Annotated in this window: 19 protein-coding genes; 9 read left to right on the top strand and 10 right to left on the bottom strand. The window is 63.9% G+C overall.

Annotated elements, in window-relative coordinates:
• Window positions 1-134: 134 nt before the first annotated feature.
• From LN996_RS16430 to LN996_RS16420, 3 genes are all read right to left on the bottom strand, one after another.
• Window positions 135-1,130 (bottom strand): transketolase family protein, encoded by a 996-nt coding sequence (locus LN996_RS16430; protein WP_231341483.1) that lies wholly within the window; start codon window positions 1,128-1,130, stop codon window positions 135-137.
• Window positions 1,127-2,023 carry a transketolase gene (locus tag LN996_RS16425; protein ID WP_231341482.1) on the bottom strand — a complete coding sequence of 299 codons (897 nt, stop codon included), beginning with the start codon at window positions 2,021-2,023 and terminating at the stop codon, window positions 1,127-1,129. The genes LN996_RS16430 and LN996_RS16425 overlap by 4 nt, the downstream gene beginning before the upstream one ends.
• A 63-nt stretch (window positions 2,024-2,086) precedes the next feature.
• The gene (locus tag LN996_RS16420) at window positions 2,087-3,424 is read right to left on the bottom strand and encodes an MFS transporter (protein ID WP_231341481.1); all 1,338 of its coding nucleotides are present in this window, start codon (window positions 3,422-3,424) and stop codon (window positions 2,087-2,089) included.
• Between the two features lie 204 nt (window positions 3,425-3,628).
• On the opposite strand from LN996_RS16420, the gene LN996_RS16415 reads away from it, so the two are divergent.
• From LN996_RS16415 to LN996_RS16400, 4 genes are read left to right on the top strand one after another with little or no spacing between them, the layout of a single operon-like run.
• Window positions 3,629-4,471, top strand: a complete 843-nt coding sequence (locus tag LN996_RS16415; RefSeq protein WP_231341480.1) for a sugar phosphate isomerase/epimerase — start codon at window positions 3,629-3,631, stop codon at window positions 4,469-4,471.
• A 29-nt stretch (window positions 4,472-4,500) separates the two neighbouring features.
• The gene (locus tag LN996_RS16410) at window positions 4,501-5,274 is read left to right on the top strand and encodes an SDR family NAD(P)-dependent oxidoreductase (RefSeq protein ID WP_231341479.1); all 774 of its coding nucleotides are present in this window, start codon (window positions 4,501-4,503) and stop codon (window positions 5,272-5,274) included.
• A gap of 33 nt (window positions 5,275-5,307) precedes the next feature.
• A complete protein-coding gene (locus LN996_RS16405) occupies window positions 5,308-7,044 on the top strand; it encodes a dihydroxyacetone kinase family protein (RefSeq protein WP_231341478.1) in 1,737 nt (578 codons plus the stop codon).
• Window positions 7,045-7,053: 9 nt separating this feature from the next.
• A complete protein-coding gene (locus LN996_RS16400; RefSeq protein ID WP_231341477.1) occupies window positions 7,054-7,512 on the top strand; it encodes a ribose-5-phosphate isomerase in 459 nt (152 codons plus the stop codon).
• Between the two features lie 74 nt (window positions 7,513-7,586).
• Here LN996_RS16400 and LN996_RS16395 read toward each other — a convergent pair whose 3' ends face one another.
• Both LN996_RS16395 and dnaB read right to left on the bottom strand, forming a co-directional pair.
• Window positions 7,587-8,315 (bottom strand): hypothetical protein, encoded by a 729-nt coding sequence (locus tag LN996_RS16395; RefSeq protein ID WP_231341476.1) that lies wholly within the window; start codon window positions 8,313-8,315, stop codon window positions 7,587-7,589.
• A 95-nt stretch (window positions 8,316-8,410) separates the two neighbouring features.
• The gene (gene dnaB, locus LN996_RS16390) at window positions 8,411-9,799 is read right to left on the bottom strand and encodes a replicative DNA helicase (protein WP_026541078.1); all 1,389 of its coding nucleotides are present in this window, start codon (window positions 9,797-9,799) and stop codon (window positions 8,411-8,413) included.
• 597 nt (window positions 9,800-10,396) lie between these two features.
• Between dnaB and LN996_RS16385 the strand changes: the two genes are divergently transcribed.
• Together LN996_RS16385 and LN996_RS16380 are read left to right on the top strand one after the other, a co-directional pair.
• Window positions 10,397-10,870: a hypothetical protein gene (locus tag LN996_RS16385; RefSeq protein ID WP_159700659.1), complete on the top strand. Its 474-nt coding sequence runs from the start codon at window positions 10,397-10,399 to the stop codon at window positions 10,868-10,870.
• A gap of 7 nt (window positions 10,871-10,877) precedes the next feature.
• The gene (locus LN996_RS16380) at window positions 10,878-11,453 is read left to right on the top strand and encodes a hypothetical protein (RefSeq protein ID WP_231341475.1); all 576 of its coding nucleotides are present in this window, start codon (window positions 10,878-10,880) and stop codon (window positions 11,451-11,453) included.
• Between the two features lie 5 nt (window positions 11,454-11,458).
• Here LN996_RS16380 and LN996_RS16375 read toward each other — a convergent pair whose 3' ends face one another.
• The gene (locus LN996_RS16375) at window positions 11,459-11,815 is read right to left on the bottom strand and encodes a zf-TFIIB domain-containing protein (protein WP_231341474.1); all 357 of its coding nucleotides are present in this window, start codon (window positions 11,813-11,815) and stop codon (window positions 11,459-11,461) included.
• 88 nt (window positions 11,816-11,903) lie between these two features.
• Here LN996_RS16375 and LN996_RS16370 point away from each other — a divergent pair, with 88 nt between their 5' ends.
• On the top strand, window positions 11,904-12,401 hold the full coding sequence (locus LN996_RS16370) for a MepB family protein (protein ID WP_231341473.1): 498 nt from the start codon (window positions 11,904-11,906) through the stop codon (window positions 12,399-12,401).
• Here the strand turns inward: LN996_RS16370 and LN996_RS16365 are convergent.
• The 4 genes from LN996_RS16365 to LN996_RS16350 form a co-directional block, all read right to left on the bottom strand.
• Window positions 12,387-13,013, bottom strand: a complete 627-nt coding sequence (locus LN996_RS16365; protein ID WP_231341484.1) for an FMN reductase — start codon at window positions 13,011-13,013, stop codon at window positions 12,387-12,389. The two genes, LN996_RS16370 and LN996_RS16365, sit on opposite strands and share 15 nt — an antisense overlap.
• Window positions 13,014-13,104: 91 nt before the next feature.
• On the bottom strand, window positions 13,105-14,061 hold the full coding sequence (locus LN996_RS16360; protein WP_231341472.1) for an alpha/beta hydrolase: 957 nt from the start codon (window positions 14,059-14,061) through the stop codon (window positions 13,105-13,107).
• 60 nt (window positions 14,062-14,121) lie between these two features.
• A complete protein-coding gene (locus LN996_RS16355; RefSeq protein ID WP_231341471.1) occupies window positions 14,122-15,204 on the bottom strand; it encodes an alpha/beta hydrolase in 1,083 nt (360 codons plus the stop codon).
• A gap of 66 nt (window positions 15,205-15,270) precedes the next feature.
• Window positions 15,271-15,783: a GNAT family N-acetyltransferase gene (locus LN996_RS16350; RefSeq protein WP_231341470.1), complete on the bottom strand. Its 513-nt coding sequence runs from the start codon at window positions 15,781-15,783 to the stop codon at window positions 15,271-15,273.
• Window positions 15,784-15,984: 201 nt separating this feature from the next.
• Here LN996_RS16350 and LN996_RS16345 point away from each other — a divergent pair, with 201 nt between their 5' ends.
• The gene (locus tag LN996_RS16345; protein WP_231341469.1) at window positions 15,985-17,235 is read left to right on the top strand and encodes a CaiB/BaiF CoA-transferase family protein; all 1,251 of its coding nucleotides are present in this window, start codon (window positions 15,985-15,987) and stop codon (window positions 17,233-17,235) included.
• Window positions 17,232-18,212 (top strand): hydroxymethylglutaryl-CoA lyase, encoded by a 981-nt coding sequence (locus LN996_RS16340; RefSeq protein WP_231341468.1) that lies wholly within the window; start codon window positions 17,232-17,234, stop codon window positions 18,210-18,212. Before LN996_RS16345 ends, LN996_RS16340 begins: the two co-directional genes overlap by 4 nt.
• Window positions 18,213-18,318 lie beyond the last annotated feature (106 nt).

Here is an 18,318-nt window from a genome sequence, read left to right as displayed (position 1 = left end):
GGGGGGCGGTGGGGCGCCGCCCTGGTGCGCACGGGCCCTGTCTGCCAGGGCTTCCCTCCGCCCGCCCCGGCGCGGGCGGGGGCCGCGCCCCCCCCCCCCCCCCCCCCCCCCACTCCTGTCGGAAAGCAAAAAACTCAGCCGAGTTCCGCCAGCACCTTCGCCACAATTTGGTCCACGGACAGCCCGTACCGTTCGTGCAGCGTCGGCAGCGCTCCGGCGTCGAGGAATTGGTCCGGAAGCGCAATGGGAACCACGCGCTTGCCGAGACCGGCGGTGACGACGGCGGACGCAACAGTTTCGAACAGGCCGCCAACTACGGTGTGGTTCTCCAGCGTCACGGCAAGACGATCCGTGTTCAGCTCCGCGAGTACGGTGGCCGAGTCGAACGGCTTGATGGTGGGAGTGTGCACGACGGCGACATCCACGTTGTGGGCGGCCAGCGCCTCCGCGGCCTGCAAAGCACGCATGGTCATCAGGCCGGAGGACACGAACACCACATCGTTGCCGCCGCGCAGGACCTTGGCCTTGCCGAGTTCGAACTTGTAGTCGTATTCGTCCAGGACCGTGGGCACATTGCCTCGGAGCAGGCGCAGATAAGTGGGACCTTCCGAGGCAGCAAGCTGGGGAACGGCCTGTTCGATGTCCACGGAGTCACAAGGGTCCACGATGGTCAGGTTGGGCATGCCGCGGAAGATCGCCATATCCTCGGTGGCCTGGTGGCTTGGTCCGTAACCGGTGGTCAGGCCTGGGAGGCCGCCGATGATGTTGACGTTCAGGTTCGGCTCGGCGATGTCCAGGCACAGGAAGTCGTACGCACGTCGGGCCGCGAACACTGAGTACGTTGACGCGAAGGGAATCAGCCCGGTCTCCGCCATGCCTGCTGCGGCGCCGAAGAGGAGCTGCTCGGCCATGCCCATCTGGAAGAACCGGTCCGGGAACGCCTTGGCGAAGATGTGCATGTCCGTGTATTTGCCCAGATCCGCGGTCAGGCCAACAATGCGGGAATCGGCTTCAGCAGCCTTGACCAGCGCATGGCCGAACGGGGCAGGGGTGGTCTTCTGTCCGGGGTCGGCGAAGGACGCGATCATGGCGGACGTCTTGAGCTTCGGCTTGGTGGTCACGGTGCTCATGCTGAAGCCGTCCCTTCGTATCCTGCGGTCAGCTGTTCGCGGCAGATCTGCCACTCGTTTTCTTCGATGCGCATGAAGTGCGCCTTTTCGCGGGTTTCAAGCAGCGGCACGCCGCGCCCCACCTTGGTGTCGCAGAGGATGACCGACGGCCGCCCGACTGGCGCCGCAACTGCGGCGATGTTGTCGAACGCTGCCAGCAACGCACCGACGTCGTTCCCGTCCACGCGCTGGGTGTACCAACCGAACGATTCCCATTTCTCGGTGACGGGCTCGGTGCGGAGTACGGTGTCGGTGGCGCCGTCAGCCTGGAGGGCGTTGATGTCCACCATGGCCGTCAGGTTTCCGAGCTGGTGGTGGTGCGCTCCCATGGCGGCCTCCCAGGTGGAGCCTTCATCGAGTTCGCCGTCGGAGAGGAAGTTGATCACGCGGGATGCGGCGCCTTGCAAGCGCAGCCCCAAAGCCATGCCGACGGCGATCGTCAGGCCGTGCCCCAGCGAACCGCCGGAAATTTCCATGCCTGGGGTGTACGTGGACATTCCGGACATGGGCAGGCGGGAATCGTCGGAACCGTACGTTTCAAGCTCGGCCACCGGAACGATCCCGGCTTCGGCCAGCGCTGCGTAGTGGCCGATTGCGTAGTGGCCCGTGGAGAGCAGGAACCGGTCTCGGCCTTCCCAGTGCGGGTCTTCGGAACGGTATGTGAGCTGGTCGGCGTAGACGGTGGCCAGCATGTCGGCTGCGCCCAGCGCTTGGCCAACGTAGCCCTGGCCTTGGACCTCGCCCATGGTCAGGGCGTGGTGGCGGATGCGGTAGGCGGCGGCGCGGATGCGGTCCACGCGCTCGGGTTTGGGGGCTGCCACGACCGGAGCCGTTTCAACTGATGAGAGAGTCACTGGTTTCCTTCCGGAGTCGGGCGCGCACCGATGGGGAGAACGCGTCCGACGTCGAGGGGTGCTTTAGGCGTTTACCGTCTGGGGAGTTTTGCTGGCGGCTTCTTCGGCGAGCTCACGCTCGCGCTTGCCCCAGGTTTCTTTGGTGATCAGTGCTGCCCACAGGCCGATGGCTGCGTAGATGCTGAACAGCAGTGCCGGTCCGATCCAGCCCATGCTGACGAACAGCAGGGTGGTGATGAAGGGCGTGAACCCGGAGACCATGGCGGAGATCTGGTAGGACAGCGATGCACCGGAGGAGCGGGTCTTGGCTTGGAAGAGTTCCGGGAACCAGGCGCCCTGGGCGCCGGCCAGGGAGTTCTGGCAGACAGCGTAGGCGATGACGATCGTAGCGATGATCAGCAGGAAGAAGCCGGTGTTGACCAGCATGAACATCGGGATTCCGAAGACCACCGCGAAGGCAGTGGACCAGATGTAGACAGGACGGCGGCCAACCTTATCCGTCAGCTTCCCCCAGTAGTAGGTGGCGAAGATACCGATGCCGGCCGCGATGCAGAGAGCCACCAGGGTTTCCGTCTTGTCCGCCAGGTTATTGGTGTGCAGGTAGGAAATCATGTAAGTCACGGACACGGCGTAACCGGCAGTTTCAGCGATGCGGAGGCCGATGCCCCGGACAATGTTGCGCCAGTCGGTCTTGATGACCTCCACGATGGGGGATTTCACGATGTCGCCCTTGGCCTTGACGTCCTCAAACACCGGGGACTCGGGAACCTTGGAGCGGATGATCAAGCCAACAGCCACCAGGACGATGCTGGCGAGGAACGGCACACGCCAGGCCCATTCGCTGCCGAGGCCAACACTGCTGAGGAAGACGAGGTTGGCGAGCAGGAGTCCAACGGGGAAGCCGGCCTGCACGATGCCCGTGAACTGACCCTTCTTCCGCCATGGTGCATGCTCGTAGCTCATCAGGATGGCACCGCCCCATTCAGCACCGAAGGCCAGGCCCTGGATGATGCGGACCAGAACCAGGAGCGCGGGCGCAAGGAGCCCCACCTGCGAGTACGTGGGCAGGAGGCCGATGGCGAAAGTTGCCAGGCCCATGAGGATGAGCGAGGCAACGAGCACCGGCTTACGGCCGAGCTTGTCGCCGAGGTGGCCGCCGATGATGCCACCCAGCGGACGGGCAGCGAAGCCGACGCCGAGGGTCGCGAAGGAGGCCAGGGTGCCAGTCACCGGGTCGGCGCCCGGGAAGAACGCTGTACCGAAGTACAGTGCAGCGGCGGTGCCGAAACCGATGAAATCGTAGGTTTCGATGACTGCGCCGACGCCGGAACCGACGGCGACGCGCTTTGCTTCCTTGGTTCCATGAACCGGACCACGCATGGTCAGAGCTTCATTGCTCATGTGTGTCTTTCCCTTTCAAAAGTGCGGCGCTTGTTCGGCAGCCCCACTGTCGACAGTCAACATAATACGTCAACTGTGACCGACGACACCAGCAATGTCAACAGTCAACCGCAAAGGTTGACTGTTGACAGTTAACGCAGCTAACGTGGTGTCCATCACTAAGGTCCCTCTCCGGCGAGGGCCCCAACTTGAGGATCAACGACGATGTTTCATCAACGACTGGGCTGCTCGTCCATCAGCTTCCGCCACCAGGATCTGGCCACCGCCCTGCACACCATGCGCGGCCTCGGCTTCGAGGAAATCGACCTCGGTGCGCTCCCGGGCGTCTGCGATCATGTGCCCTACGTCCTGGACGCCGAGGCAGTGGAGGCGGTTGCCGCCGTCGTCACTAGCTCGGGACTGCGCGTCCGATCGGTCAACGGCGACATCGGAGACCTGAACGCAACGCTCGACGCCGGTGCTCAAGTGGCGCGCGAACGGCACCTGGAAATGCTGCTCACCCTTGCGGCCAAGACCGGCGCGAAAGCCCTGGTCCTCCCGTGTGGGGCGATCGACCACGAACCAGTGAGCACGCTTGGATGCGACATCGACGCCGTGGCAGCGCAACTCATCCATGCCTCTGTTCGCGCGGCAGAGTTCGGGGTGGAGCTGTGGACGGAATCCCTGCACTTCTACCGCTTGTGCTGGAACACCGAACGCGCGCAGCTGCTCGCTGACCACCTGGCCGGGTCCGACGTCGGAATCGTCATGGACTTCAGCCACATCGTCGCCTCCGGCGGCGACCCCGTGGGCTTTGTGGACCGCTTCGCTGACCGGATCAAGCACGTCCACCTTCGCGACGCCGTGCCGGCCACGGACACCGAACCGGGAAACATCAACCTCAGCATCGGCAACGGCAAGGCCAACTTCGCCGCTGGCCTCGCAGCACTGAGGGACCTCGGCTACACCGGTCACTTCTCCCTCGAACTCGAAACCCGGGATGTCACGCACGACGAACGCCCGGCCGCCGCCGCCAAAGCGGCCAGCTACATCACAGACCTCATCTAAACCGCATTACCTCATATTCAAGGAGCACCATGACCACCATCCAGCGCACCGCCGTCCTCACCGGAGCTACCTCCGATCGCGGCATCGGCCTGACCACCGCCCGTCGCTACGCCAGCCAGGGCTGGGGCATCGTCATTCTGGACCTCGACGGCGAGAGGTCCGCCAAGGTTGCCGCCGAGATCGCCAACGAGTTCAACGTTCCGGCCTTCGGCTACGAAATCGACGTCGCCAATGAAGCGTCCGTGACCACCGCCCAGGCCGTCGTCGCCGCAGAAGTTGCCGCAGGGAACCTCCCACCCGTCGGCGCGTTGGCCAACATCGCCGGCATCACTTCCCCCGTTCCGTTCCTGGAAACCACGCTTGAGCTGTGGCACAAGGTCATGGACGTCAACGCCACCGGCACCTACCTCGTCACCAAGGCGTTCCTGCCGGACATGATCGCCAACGGCTGGGGCCGCATCGTGAACATGTCCTCGGTCTCCGCCCAGCGCGGCGGCGGCGTGTTCGGCAAGGTTCCCTACTCCGCAGCCAAGGCAGCCATCCTCGGCTTCACCAAGGCACTCGCCCGCGAAATCGGCGAGACCGGCGTGACCGTCAACGCCATTACCCCCGGCGCCGTGGACACCAACATCCGTGTGGGCAGCACCGACGAGCAGGAAGCCGCCATCAACGCCGGCATCCCCCTGGGTCGCAACGCCACCACCGAAGAAGTTGCGGCAGTGATTACCTTCCTCTCCTCCGAGGACTCCGCCTACCTCACCGGCAGCACCATCGACATCAACGGCGGCAGCCACATCCACTAATTCGAGCTGCTCGAAAGAATCCCAGGACCCACCATGACCAGAATCTTCAACGATCCCGCCGACTTCGCCGACGAAGCCCTTGCCGGTTTCTGTGACGCCCACTCGGACCTTGTCCGCCACGTGGAAGGTGGCGCAGTCCGCCGCGGCCGCCCGGCAATGCCCAAGGTCGCCGTCATCACCGGCGGCGGCTCCGGACACTACCCGGCCTTCGCCGGCATCATCGGGCCGGGCTTCGCTGACGGCGCCGTGGTGGGCAACATCTTCACCTCGCCCTCGGCACAGCAGGCCTACTCCGTGGCCAAGGCTGCCAACTCCGGCGCCGGCGCGGTGTTCACCTACGGCAACTACGCCGGGGATGTCATGAACTTCGGCATGGCCAGCGAGCTCTTGAACGCCGAGGGCATCCCGACGGAAAACGTGCTGGTCACGGACGACATCGCCAGCGCATCCACCGATGAAATCGAGAAGCGCCGCGGTATTGCCGGTGACTTCGTGGTCTTCAAGGTCATGGGAGCTGCCGCTGAGGCCGGGCTCGACCTGGATTCCGTGGTTCGTTTGGGGCGCAAGGCCAACAGCCTCACCAAGACCATCGGCACGGCGTTCAGCGGCTGTACCTTCCCCGGCGCCGACCAGCCGTTGTTCCGCCTTCCCGAGGGACAGATGGGTCTGGGCCTGGGCATTCACGGCGAGCCTGGACTGTTCGATACCGAGCTGCCATCCGCCGTCGAACTCGGCCAGGAACTGGTGCGGCGCGTGTTGGCCGAAACGCCCGCGGACAGCTCTACCCGCCTCGCCGTGATCCTCAACGGTCTGGGTTCCACCAAGCACGAGGAATTGTTCGTCCTCTGGCGCACTGTGGCTCCACTGCTCCGCGAGGCCGGCTACACCCTGGTCATGCCCGAGGTGGGCGAGCTGGTGACCAGCCTGGACATGGCCGGCGCTTCACTGACGCTGACCTGGCTGGACGAAGAGCTGGAGCAGTACTGGACCGCGCCGGCTCTGACACCGGCGTACCGTCGGGGTGCTGTGGGCTTTGATGTTGCTTCCGCTGGCGCGGAAGAAGCGGAGCTGGATACCGCCGCTGCGGCCGACTACTCCTCCACAGACGAGTCCCGCGCCTACGCCGCACAGTGCCTCAAGGCGCTGGACACCACCTCAGCCTTGCTGCGCGTCTCTGAGGCCATGCTGGGCGACATGGATGCAATCGCCGGCGACGGTGATCACGGCCGTGGAATGGTCCGTGGGTCCGCCGCGGCCAACCAGGCCGCAGCCGTCGCCTTTGAACGCGGCGCAGGAGCGGGCTCCCTGCTGATCGCCGCTGGCGACGCGTGGGCAGACAAGGCCGGCGGAACCTCCGGCGTCCTATGGGGTGCCGGACTACGCGCCTTTGGCGAACGGTTGGGAGACGCAGAGACCCCGACGCCGGACGTCCTTGCCGAGTCTGTCCGCGCCTTCGCGGACCGCATCGCGAGCCTCGGCAAGGCCGAAATCGGCGATAAAACAATGATGGATGCGCTGCTGCCGTTCGCCTCCTCACTGGAGGAACGCGTCGCTGCGGGCACCCATGCGGAGCAGGCGTGGGCAGCCGCGGCAGCGGACGCCACCCGGGCCGCTGCCTCCACCGCGGAACTTCGCCCCTTGAAGGGACGCGCCAGGCCCCTGGCCGAGAAGAGCATCGGTACGCCGGATCCCGGGGCGACGTCGCTCGCCATGGTGTTTGCCGCCGTCGGGCCTCACTTCACTGCCGTTCCCGTTGCAGCAACCACCTAGGAGAATCTCATGCGCATCATTGTGGGCGCCGACGAAGCCGGCGTTGAATACAAAGACCGAATCCTGGCCGACCTTGAGGCTGACTCACGGATCACTGAAGTGATCGACATCGGAGTGAACCGCGCCGACGAGGACTTCACCAGGCCCTACCCATATGTGGGCATCGCAGCCGGTGAGATGATCCGCGACGGCAAGGCCGACCGCGCCATCCTGTTCTGCGGTACGGGGATCGGCGTGGCCATCGCAGCGAACAAGGTTCCCGGCATCAGGGCCACAGCTGCCCATGACTCGTTCTCCGTTGAGCGCTCCATCCTGTCCAACGACTGCCAGGTCCTCACCATGGGCCAGCGTGTTGTGGGCGTGGAGTTGGCCCGCAGGCTGGCCAAGGAGTGGATCGGCTACGCGTTCGATCCGTCGTCCGGTTCGGCGGCGAAGGTGAAAGTGCTGAGCGACTTCGAGGGCTGCTGAAACCCTCTTGCTGGCGCGAAAAAGGCCGCACAGGCGGGTAAGGCTCCTACCTGTGCGGCCTGTCGATGCAGGAACTACTTGATCAGCGCGGCTGCCTGGTCCATCAGGGCGCCGGCTGCTTCCGGCCCGCCGGCCACACCCTCACTGGCGGACGCCGTGGCGGAGATCAGGACACCATCTTTAACCGCATGGGCAATAAAGATTGCGCCGACTCTTCCGTCCGGGAGGGCCATGACGGTCTTGAAACCCACTGTTCCGGGTACGTTGCCCACGCCTTCGACCTTCTGAGTAGAGGTGGTGAGCGTTTCCCCTTCAGCGGAGTACGACACCTTCTTGCACTCCTCCGCCTGGGATTTGCTCTTCTCCACATCGTCGTGGAGACGCGCAGCATCGACGCCGGAGGTCATTGACACACTGCTGATAAAACCGTTGGCTTTGGTCCGGGTTGTGCCGGCCGCCGTGGAACCGTCGATGGTGCGCGGCGCCCCCAGCAAGAAAGGATCCTTGCAGGCCGCTGGTTCGATGGTGGCTCCTGCGAAACCCTTAACCACCGAGTCATACTGCGCCAACAGCTCGTCGCCGGAGAGTACGGCGGGGCTGGTGCCATCCGCCAGTTTGACCTGCCCAACGAGGCTTATGAGCTCTTCCTTGGTGTACTGCTTCTCGGGCGTCGGCGTCGAAGTGGACGCCCCGCTGGATTGCGACGACGCTGGTTCTGGAGATGCCGTAGCCCCACCGCACGCAGTCAATGCCACAACCATCAATGCCGTTGCCCCGATTCCGGGCAGCAAATGCTTCTTCATGTATTTCCCCAATAACTTTAGAAATGCCCGCGCACGCGGGGCAGGGACCACACTACCGCCAAGGGGTGCCTGCGCGGGAACCGGGACCGGGCGGCCTAGAAGCCGCCGCCGCCAGCACCCGAATCGCCTGCCATATTGGCAAACCGCGAGTAGTGGCCCTGGAACGCGACAACGATGTCCTTGGTGGGGCCGTTACGGTGCTTGGCGATCAGGATGTCAGCTTCACCGGCACGCGGCGACTCTTTGTCGTAGACGTCTTCACGGTGGAGCAGGATGACCATGTCGGCGTCCTGCTCGATGGAGCCTGATTCACGAAGGTCGGACACCATGGGGCGCTTGTCCTGGCGCTGCTCGGAACCACGGTTCAGCTGTGACAGCGCGATGACGGGAACCTGGAGTTCCTTGGCGAGCAGCTTGAGGGCACGCGAGAACTCGGAAACTTCCTGCTGGCGGGACTCCACCTTTTTGCCGGAGCTCATGAGCTGGAGGTAGTCGAGGATCACGAGCTTGAGGTCGTGCTGCTGCTTCAGGCGGCGGCACTTGGCCCGGATCTCCATGAGCGACATGTTGGGGCTGTCATCGATGAACAGCGGAGCATCGTTCATGCGACCCATCGTGGTGGCGATCTTGGACCATTGCTCGTCCTTGATGGTGCCCTTGCGGAGGTCCTGCAAGCCAATGGTGGCTTCTGCTGAGAGAAGACGCATGGCGATCTCGTTCCGGCCCATTTCCAAGGAGAACATGACCGTGGCCAGGTTGTTCTTGATGGCTGCGGAACGGGCGAAGTCCAGCGCGAACGTGGACTTACCCACGGCCGGACGGGCCGCGATAACAATCATCTGGCCGGGGTGGAGGCCGTGCGTCAGTTCGTCCAGCTCGTAGAAACCGGTGGGAACACCGGTCATGCCTTCGCCACGGTGGCCCGACGCCTCGATCTCGTCCACGGTGGATTCCATGACGTCCTTCAACGCCACGTAGTCCTCTGCCGTGCGCTTTTCAGCCACCGCGTAGACCTCAGCCTGCGCCTGGTTGACCAGGTCTTCCACTTCGCCGTCCTGGCCGTAGCCCATCTGGACGATCTTGGTGCCTGCATTAACGAGGCGGCGCAGCACTGCCCGCTCGGCGACGATCTCGGCGTAGTAGCCGGCGTTGGCCGCGGTAGGGACGGTCTGGATGAGCTCGTGAAGGTAGGCGGGACCGCCGATCCTGTTGATCTCGCCGCGCTTGGTCAGTTCATCCGAGACGGTGACGGCGTCCGCGGGTTCGCCACGACCGTAGAGGTCAATGATGGATTCGTAGATGGTCTCGTGGGCGGGACGGTAGAAGTCATGCCCGCGGACGATTTCGACGACATCGGCGATCGCGTCCTTGGACAGCATCATGCCGCCAAGTACCGACTGTTCAGCGGGGATGTCCTGGGGAGGTTTCCGGCTCGAGTCCGAAGCGCGTGTGCCCTCGATTGAGTCCAAGTGCGTAACTGACAAAGCCGTCCTCCATTTTGTGTTCCGCTGCAGGGGTTAACTCCCTGGCGGACCGTAAAGCGCAGTGTGTGGCTTACGGAGTCCGCCTAGTGTCTCTGACGATGTCAGGGAGGGCAGACAAAATAACAGTCCGTATCCACAAGTTATCCACAGCTCATTTTCCGGGTCCGCTACCAGCGGCGGTTTTCGCGGGCTCCGGGAAACACAACAGGGGATATTCGCATCCGAAATGGACACTCCAGACACGTTACAGCAGGCGCCGGACACCCCCTGTGGAAAAGCTGTGGAATACCAGCCCCACGTTGTGCACAGACTGTGCGTTACCCTGTGGATAGAGAAATTCTTTTGGCGGCAACTAGGCCCTGACCTGCGGAAACACACTTCACAAGCTGTGGACTAAAGAAAGATTCCCGGGAAATTCATCCACAGCCGCAACCCTGCAACGGGCCTCGACACGAGTCGGAAGCACCCCAAACATGCCGCAAATGTGATGCATCTAACAAAGAGTGCCTTAATTTGACACTAACCTCTCAGAAGCCTATGCCGGAAGTGGAATGTGCTGTGGATAACCAACTTCTGGCATAAGCTCTAGGCATGGGGATCAACTTTGGTGACGTGCTGACGATTGCCCTTCCACTGCTCGTCCTCGTTGGCCTGCTGTGGGCGCTCACGGCGGCCTTCAAACCACGCGATACCGGCGTCTCGGACGCCGAGAGATATCAGCGCGAACTCGCGGCCCGTTCTGCCGCGCACCAAGCTTCCCAGGTGCAGGAGGCGCTGGCCCTGCGCGCCCGGATCGAAGCCACCACCAAGCCGAGCCAGAACGAGGCCAGCCACAGGGAGCAGGCGGAGAACACCAGGACAGCAATCGCGGCTCAAGCTGCACGGTCGCACGCGGCCGGCCAAACGGGTCATCAGCCGGCTGTACTTCCCAATGGGCAACTGAACCCACAGCTTGCTTTCGAGCTGCAAAACCTGGTCCGCAGTGGGAAGAAGATCGAAGCCATCAAGGTCCTGCGCCAAGCCACCCACTCAGACCTGCTCACCGCCAAGAACTACGTAGATCGGCTCTGACAACGCCATGGATTCCATCCTTATCCCGCTCCTGATCCTCATTGCGGTCATTGCGGGCGTGCTACTGCTGATGCGCTCCTTCTCCAAGCGCTCTGCTGAAACCAAAGCCGGCGTCACAGCCGCGAATGCGCCGAAGGATCCCGTGGAGTTGGCCAGGGAATCGGCGGCCAAGCTCAACCAGGAACAACACCGCCAGCTCTACTCCCTTATCGCGCGGGGACAGGGCATGGCAGCGATCAAGCTTTACCTTCAAGCGACCGGTGAAGGCCTGCGTGCGTCACGTGACGCCGTGGGTGCCCTGGCTGCACATCCCCAACCGTTCACGCCGGAGGCGCCCGGCAAGGATCTGCTGGCGGACGATGATGACGAACCGGAACGCTTCCCCTACCGGTACCGGGCCATCGTCAGCAAGGGCGAGGTGACGCGGGAAGTGAGCAGCAACATGCTCAATGACGAGATCTACGGACGAATCCGGACCCTCGCAAAAAGCGGCGACGTTGAGGGCGCAGCCGTTGCCTTGACGCGCCACTCAGACATCACCATCAAGCAGGCCCGCGAGTTCATCGAACTGTTGGACGACTAGGAAACCTAGAAGTCGAACAAGTCGCCCAGGAAGCCTTCCTTCTTCTTGCGCTTGCGGCCGTACCCGTCGCGATCGTTGCCTTCACGACGGTCGTAATCCCGCCGGTCATAGTCGCGCCTGTCCCTGTCGTCATAACGGGGCTGCTGCGGACGGGACTCGAACGGGTTGTAGAGGGGCGGCGGCGCGATCGGAGGCTGTGACGGCGCAGCCGCGGGACGGACGGGGGCGGGGACGGTTTCGGCCGCGACGCGATCGATGATCTTGTCCAACTCACCGCGATCCAGCCAAACACCCCTGCATTGCGGGCAGTAGTCGATCTCTACGCCGCTTCGCTCGCTCATCACCAGGTCAATGGAATCCACAGGACACTTCATGTTTGCCCCAACGATCGGCCCCGGCAAATAGTTCGGAGTGACCAACGGCCGGGATTCATACAGCGGAAGGACCCGCATGCATACTGAACGGATGATCCACCCGGACGTTGCCGAAGCGCAGCAGCTCATGCACATGCTTGGAAGAGAGTGCTCCCTCCCCGTTCCAGAGGAAGACAACGCTGAGTACGGTGCCGCAACCGCCACCAGCGGCACGGCACTGATCCGCTTCCGGGTTGGCAAGCTCACGCCCACCAAGGTGGGGCTCTTCGTTGCGGTGTGGCGGCGTTCGGCTGCCGGCGGTACGGAACCCTTCCCGGCGGACGGCCCTTCCGCCGACCCGGCCGACACCTTGGTGGTCTCAGCCCGGGAAGCGGAAAACTCCGGTCACTTTGTCTTTCCCCTGTCCGCGTTGGTCGATCACGGAATTGGCTCCGTCGACGGCATCGGCGGTAAGCGTGGATTCCGTGTCTATCCCCCGTGGTCCTTGACGTCGAACCGTCAGGCAAGGAAGACCCAGGGGTGGCAGAGCGAGTATTTCCATGCTTCCGTTGAAGACGGACTACCTGCCCGCTGAGATCCCGGCCAGCAACTGCTCGAACGGCAGTGACTCAAGCGCGTCGGTCTTCCGGTTCGGCTGGGGCCCACTGAGCAACTGCACCAGTTCACCCGCCGCACGGTCCACGCGCGCCGAGAGGGGCGAGCCGCCGTCGTCGGTGTTTCCCCAGTCCTGGGGGCCCGCGAAGACGCCGGTGGCCGTAATCCTGGTGCGCAGGTAGGTGAACAAGGGGCGCATGGCGTAATCGAGGACCATCTGGTGACGATCGGTGCCGCCGGTGGCGCCCAGCAGGACGGCCTTGCCGTCCAGCGATTTCGGGTCCAGCACGTCAATGAATGACTTGAAGAGTCCGCTGTAGGAGGCGCTGAAGACAGGGCTGACGGCGATGATGGCATCGGAATCGTCGACGCCGGCAATCACCTCGGCGAGGCGGGGCGCGGCATAGCCGGTGACGAAGTTGTTGGCGATATCCACGGCGAGGTCCCGCAGTTCAACGACGTCGATCTTCGCGTCGTACCCTGCCGCCCGCAGCTGCCGCTCGGTCGAAGCGGCCAGCTGATCGGCCAGCAGGCGGCTCGACGAGGGGACACCGAGTCCGGCGGAAAGGACGGTGATGCGGCGGGTTTCCATGGCATTCTCCTGTTGCTCGTTCATCCAGCTTACATGCATTTGCATCTAAATCAATGAACAGGGGCGTGCCCGCAAGTATTCCCGGAAGCCCTTAGATCCCCTCCAGCTGCGTCAGGAACGACACCGTTGCGGCGGCAATCTGCGCCTGGGCGACGTCGCGACCCACGGTGGCTTCGCCGTCGCCGGGCTGTGGTCCGTAGCTTCCGAAGAATGCGTGGTTTCCGCCCTGAATCTCCACAAAGGTGGCGTCCAAGGGCAGCAGCTCGCGGGAGGCGTCGATCTTCTCCGGCGTGCTGAGGCCGTCTTCCGAGCCCGAAATGGACATGACCTTCAGCCCTGCGCGGTCACGCATGGAATCCAGGGGGTAGGAGGCGTACAGCAGCAGGCCATCGACATCCTGGTTGCCCACAGCGAACGAACTTGCACTGACGCCGCCCAGCGAGTGCCCGCCAACCGCCCACGAGGAGATCTCCGGATGGGCGGCCATGGCGCCACGTGCCTGGTTTCCGTCCAGCAAGCTCAGATTCAGGGGCGTTTTGAGGATCACCACCAGGAAACCGGCATCCACCGCCGGCCGCAGGATGTCCGCGTAGGCCCGCGCCTCGACCCGGGCGCCGGGGTAGAACACGAGACCCCGGCTGGCCTGCCCGCCTTCGGGAGTCATGACAATCGCCGTCGTCTCCTCAACCACCGAAGCCTTGGAAGATGGTCCGGCCGTAGCACCTTGCTGGTAAGCGAAGGGATTCAGCCACACCAGCATGGCCACCAGCGCCAGCACGGCTACGCGCCCGGCCCATGCGCCAATGGACCGCAGCACCGAACGCTTCCGGAATGTGCGGCGGCCACGCCACAGCAGGACGCCCCAGAGCAGTCCGACGACGACGGCAGTCACCAACAGTGCGGGCAGCAACGGGTGTCCGCGCAGGACGGCGGGGTTCCCGAGCAACATCCATAGGGGAGCTAGGACCAACGCCCCAATGCATAGTGCGGATGCCCAGAAGAGGGCGGGCTGGCGCGTGGCGGGGGGTGCCTCAACGGACGAAGTCATACCCCAATAATAGTTCCATCATGGAGATACTTTGAACAATTGATTTGGGCAGCCCCGTTACTACCGTCGCGGTGCGTGGACGGACAGGAAGGCGAACGTTTTGTCACGCGCCTCCCGCGCCTCGTCAAAGTTCAAGTGGAACTGGTACTCATGCGGCAGCTCAGGCTCATGGTTCGCAGGCCAGAACAGCTCCGTCACAGGAACGCCGGCGTCCTTGAGGCGGTTGCTGTACGGAACGGACTGGAGCCAGGTGAGCCCGTCGCCGTTGCCGCCGCTGATGAATGTCGGCGGGAAGTCGTCGGTGACGAAGTCGATGGTGGACATGGTGGCTCCGGCATAGGTAGCGGACCAGTCCTTGGTGCCCGTGTAGGCCCACAGGGACGTCTTGAAGCCCCAGGCGACGATGCCACTCAGGTCCGCCATGGCCCGGAGATCGTACACGCCGCAATGCAGAACGGTGGCCGCGAGATCCGACTTCTGGAGAGCGGGTTGGATTCCCATCAGGTTGGCGTACTCAGGGTTCACGGTGAGCGTGGCCATCTGGCTCGCGAGCTGGGCACCCGCAGAGTCGCCTGCCAAGACGATGCGACTGGTGTCCACGTTGAGTTCGGCAGCATGAGACTTTATGTACGCCAGGGCCTCGTTGATGTCCCGCACGGCTGTGGGATACGTGGCCTCGGGAGCGATCGGATAGCTCATGCCGATGGTGGTGTATCCCTCGGCAGCAAGTATCTGCAGGTACGGATTCACATCGCGTTGCGCCCCGGAAATCCATGCGCCCCCGTGAATCCACACCACTGTTGGAAGCGGGGCGGTGGTCCCTTCGGGGCTGAAAACATCGAAGGTGGACCCGGGCTTGTAGACCACGCCCGCCTGGGTTTGCAGTGGCGCATCGGGAACGTAGGGCGTCATTTCGTCGATGGTCGACTGGGCCCCGCGCTCAAAAACGCTGCGGATCAGCATCGCCGAAGGCCATGGAGTAGCGGAAAGGGCAAGAAGGACAACCAGCACCAGCAGGATCGCCAGGTCCAGCTTCTTCAGCCGTGAAGACCGTTTGCGGGTCGAACGCGAACGGCCATTCAAACCCGAGCCCACCGATCGGTCCCGTTTCTCGCTGGCTTGGATCGATTCCAACGGCCCCATCACACACACTCCCCCAGTCGGCGCATCCTTGGACCCATGCTAAGGCCGCCAAAGCGTTTCCCGAGGTCAGTCCCGCGGTCGCGCCGCCATCAGCAGGACCCCTTCGCCGCCGTCGAACGTTACGGTATGAAAGCCACCACCTCGCGCAACCTCCCGGAATCCCCACTTCCTATGCAGGGCCAATGAGGCCTCATTGCGGGCGTTGACCACATACCAGGCTTCTTCCGCCTGCTCCCAAATCCAGCCGAGCCGGACGGCAGTTAACTCCGCCGCGAGCCCCCTTCGTCGGAAATCCGGCCTTACGGTGACGCCACCCAAGTAGTGACCGGCCAGCGCGAGACCGTCCGGGTAGTCCCAAAAATGCGTCTTGGCCCAACCCACGACGCCGGACCCGCCTTCCGCGTTCGCGTCATCGTGCGCTTCGGCCACCACGACGAGGCGGGCGGGGTCAGCGACCGCTGCACTGATACCCGCGGCGAACCGCTCAGCGTCAGCGGATGAAGTGCGCCCGGCTGCCAAATCCGCGGCGAGGATGCCCGCCACGTCGGAAGGGTCGGCGGGACGGATAGTGAAGTCCATCGGTTCAGTCTAATTTGCCAAAATGCTTGCATTATGGGTTCAAACTCATAATATGGGATCGGGGATATGGCTTGCCTCACGGTGCGCATCAGATTCAGCCTTCACAGTGGACGGCCCAACGAAGGCCTCGATCCGGTACTACTGGCCCTCGCTTCTGACCGGCCCCGCCAACCGCCTATCCACCACGCACGAAAGAAGACCATGACACACCAAACAATCGCCCCTCTGGACGGCGTCCGGGTCCTGGAACTCGGTAACTACATCGCCGCACCCACAGCTGGCCGACTGCTGGCCGACTTCGGCGCGGAGGTCATCAAGGTGGAGCGGCCCGGCACGGGCGACGAGCTGCGCAACTGGCGCCTGCACAAGGGCAACACGTCCATGCTGTACCGCACGCTGAACCGCAACAAGAAGTCCGTGGTCCTGGACCTCCGCACCGACGCGGGAAAGCAGGCCGTCCTGGCGCTCGTAGCCAAGTGCGACATCCTGCTGGAGAACTTTCGGCCCGGCACCCTGGAGAAATGGGGCCTCGGCCCCGAGGTCCTCAACGAGGCCAACCCTGACCTCATCGTCACCCGCATCTCTGCCTTCGGGCAGACGGGGCCGCTGTCCGAGCGGCCCGGTTTTGCCGCCGTCGCCGAAGCGTACGGAGGGTTCCGCAACCTGGTGGGCGACCCGGACCGTGCGCCGGTTCGGGTAGGCGTCTCCATAGGAGACTCGATCGCGGGCCTGTACGCCGCCTTCGGCTCCATGATGAGCCTGTACCAGCGTGAAGCACGACGCCGGGACTCGGCTGGCGCTGTTCCGCTCACCGAACGCATCATCGACGTCGCACTGAACGAGGCCATGTTCTCCATGATGGAATCACTGATCCCGGACTACCAGGCGTACGGCGTGGACCGCCAGCGCGTGGGTGGCCGGATGGAAGGCATCGCCCCATCGAACGCCTATGTGTGCAAGGACGGCGCGAGCATTGTGGTGGCCGGCAACGGTGACTCCATTTATCAGCGGTACATGCAGACCATCGGCCGTCCGGACCTTGCCGAGGACCCTTTCCTGCAAACGAATGCCGGACGGTGGGCGAAGCGTGAAGAACTGGACCAGGCCATCGGCGAGTGGGCAGCCACCCTTTCAGGTGCTGAGGCCCTCGCAGCCCTCGACACCGCCGGTGTCCCGGCCGGACCCATCTACACCGCTGCCGACATCAGCACGGACAGCCAGTACGCTGCCCGCAACATGATCCAGAAGTTCGACGTTTCCACAGGCGAGGAAATCCTCCCGGGAGTGGGCTTCCCCGGCATTGTTCCCGTGATCGGGGACCAGTCCCTGCCCATCCGGAACCTCGGCCCGGACCTGGGCGAAAACACACAAGAAATCCTTGGCGGGCTCCTGAACATGGATGCAGCACAGATCAATGCGGCATCAGGCCGTGAGGAGGCACTCCGACCATGAACCGCTTTGACAGCCCGCTGGCCACAATCCTTGGCGACACCATCCTGAGGGACGTCACCCTGCGTGACGGGCTCCAGCTCACCGGCAAGCTCCTGCCCACCGAACAGAAGCTCGAGACGGTTCGCGAATTGCTGCGCCTGGGCGTGCCCGCCATCGAGCTCGGCTCCATGGCACGCGCCGACCTCGTCCCCACCATGGCCAATACGCTGGAAGTGGTCCAGGCCCTCACCCCGGAGGAACTGGAAAAGTGCTGGATATGGGTGGCAACGCCCGGTCACGTTGCCAAGGCATCCGCCGCCGGAGCGCGGAACTTCCAGTACTGCTTGTCAGCCTCGGATTCGCACAACAAGGCCAACATAGGGCGGACCACTGATGAGAGCCTGGCCGCTTTGCCCGAGGCCGTGGAGTACGCGCGTGCGGTGGATGGCCAAATCCAGCTTTGTATCGCTACCTCCTTCACCTGCCCCTTCGAGGGTTACGTTCCTGAGGAACGCATCCTCGCCATCGCCAACGACCCCCGGGCTGAAGGCACCACGGACATCGTCATCTGCGACACCCTGGGGCAAGCCGTTCCCGCGCAGGTGGCCCGGCTGATCACCCGCGTGCGGGACGAGTCCCCTGCACGCCGGATCGTCTACCACGGCCACGACACCTGGGGTTTGGGCGTGGCGAACACACTCGCCGCGATCCAGGCCGGTGCTGCAATGGTTGACGGTGCCCTCGGGGGCCTGGGAGGCTGCCCGTTCGCTCCCGGCGCCAGCGGCAACACCTCCAGCGAAGACATCCTCTTTGCAACACGTCCCGGGTGGCTCACTCCTGGCGTCTTCGGGGAGCTTGTGGTGTTGTCCGAGAAATTGCTGGCCGAGCTGGGCGAGCCGAACCGCTCCAAGGCCGCGCAAGGAACCCGGTCCCGGGCCGAGGCCTTCGATTGGGTCATTCCTTCTGCCGTTCAGCCGACCTCCCCCGGGGGCAACTGAACAGGGGGACCCATTTCCTGGTCACCACGGCCATCCCGGAACCCGGGCTTCAGTTGCTGTCCGACGGCGGGGAAGGAACTTTCGACGCTCTGCCGCCACGGTTCCC

Origin of the sequence: Arthrobacter sp. AK01 (genome assembly GCF_021109375.1) — a bacterium.
GTDB lineage: Bacteria > Actinomycetota > Actinomycetes > Actinomycetales > Micrococcaceae > Arthrobacter.
Note: the sequence above shows the minus strand (reverse complement) of the source record. Positions and strands in the feature narration are given on the sequence as shown.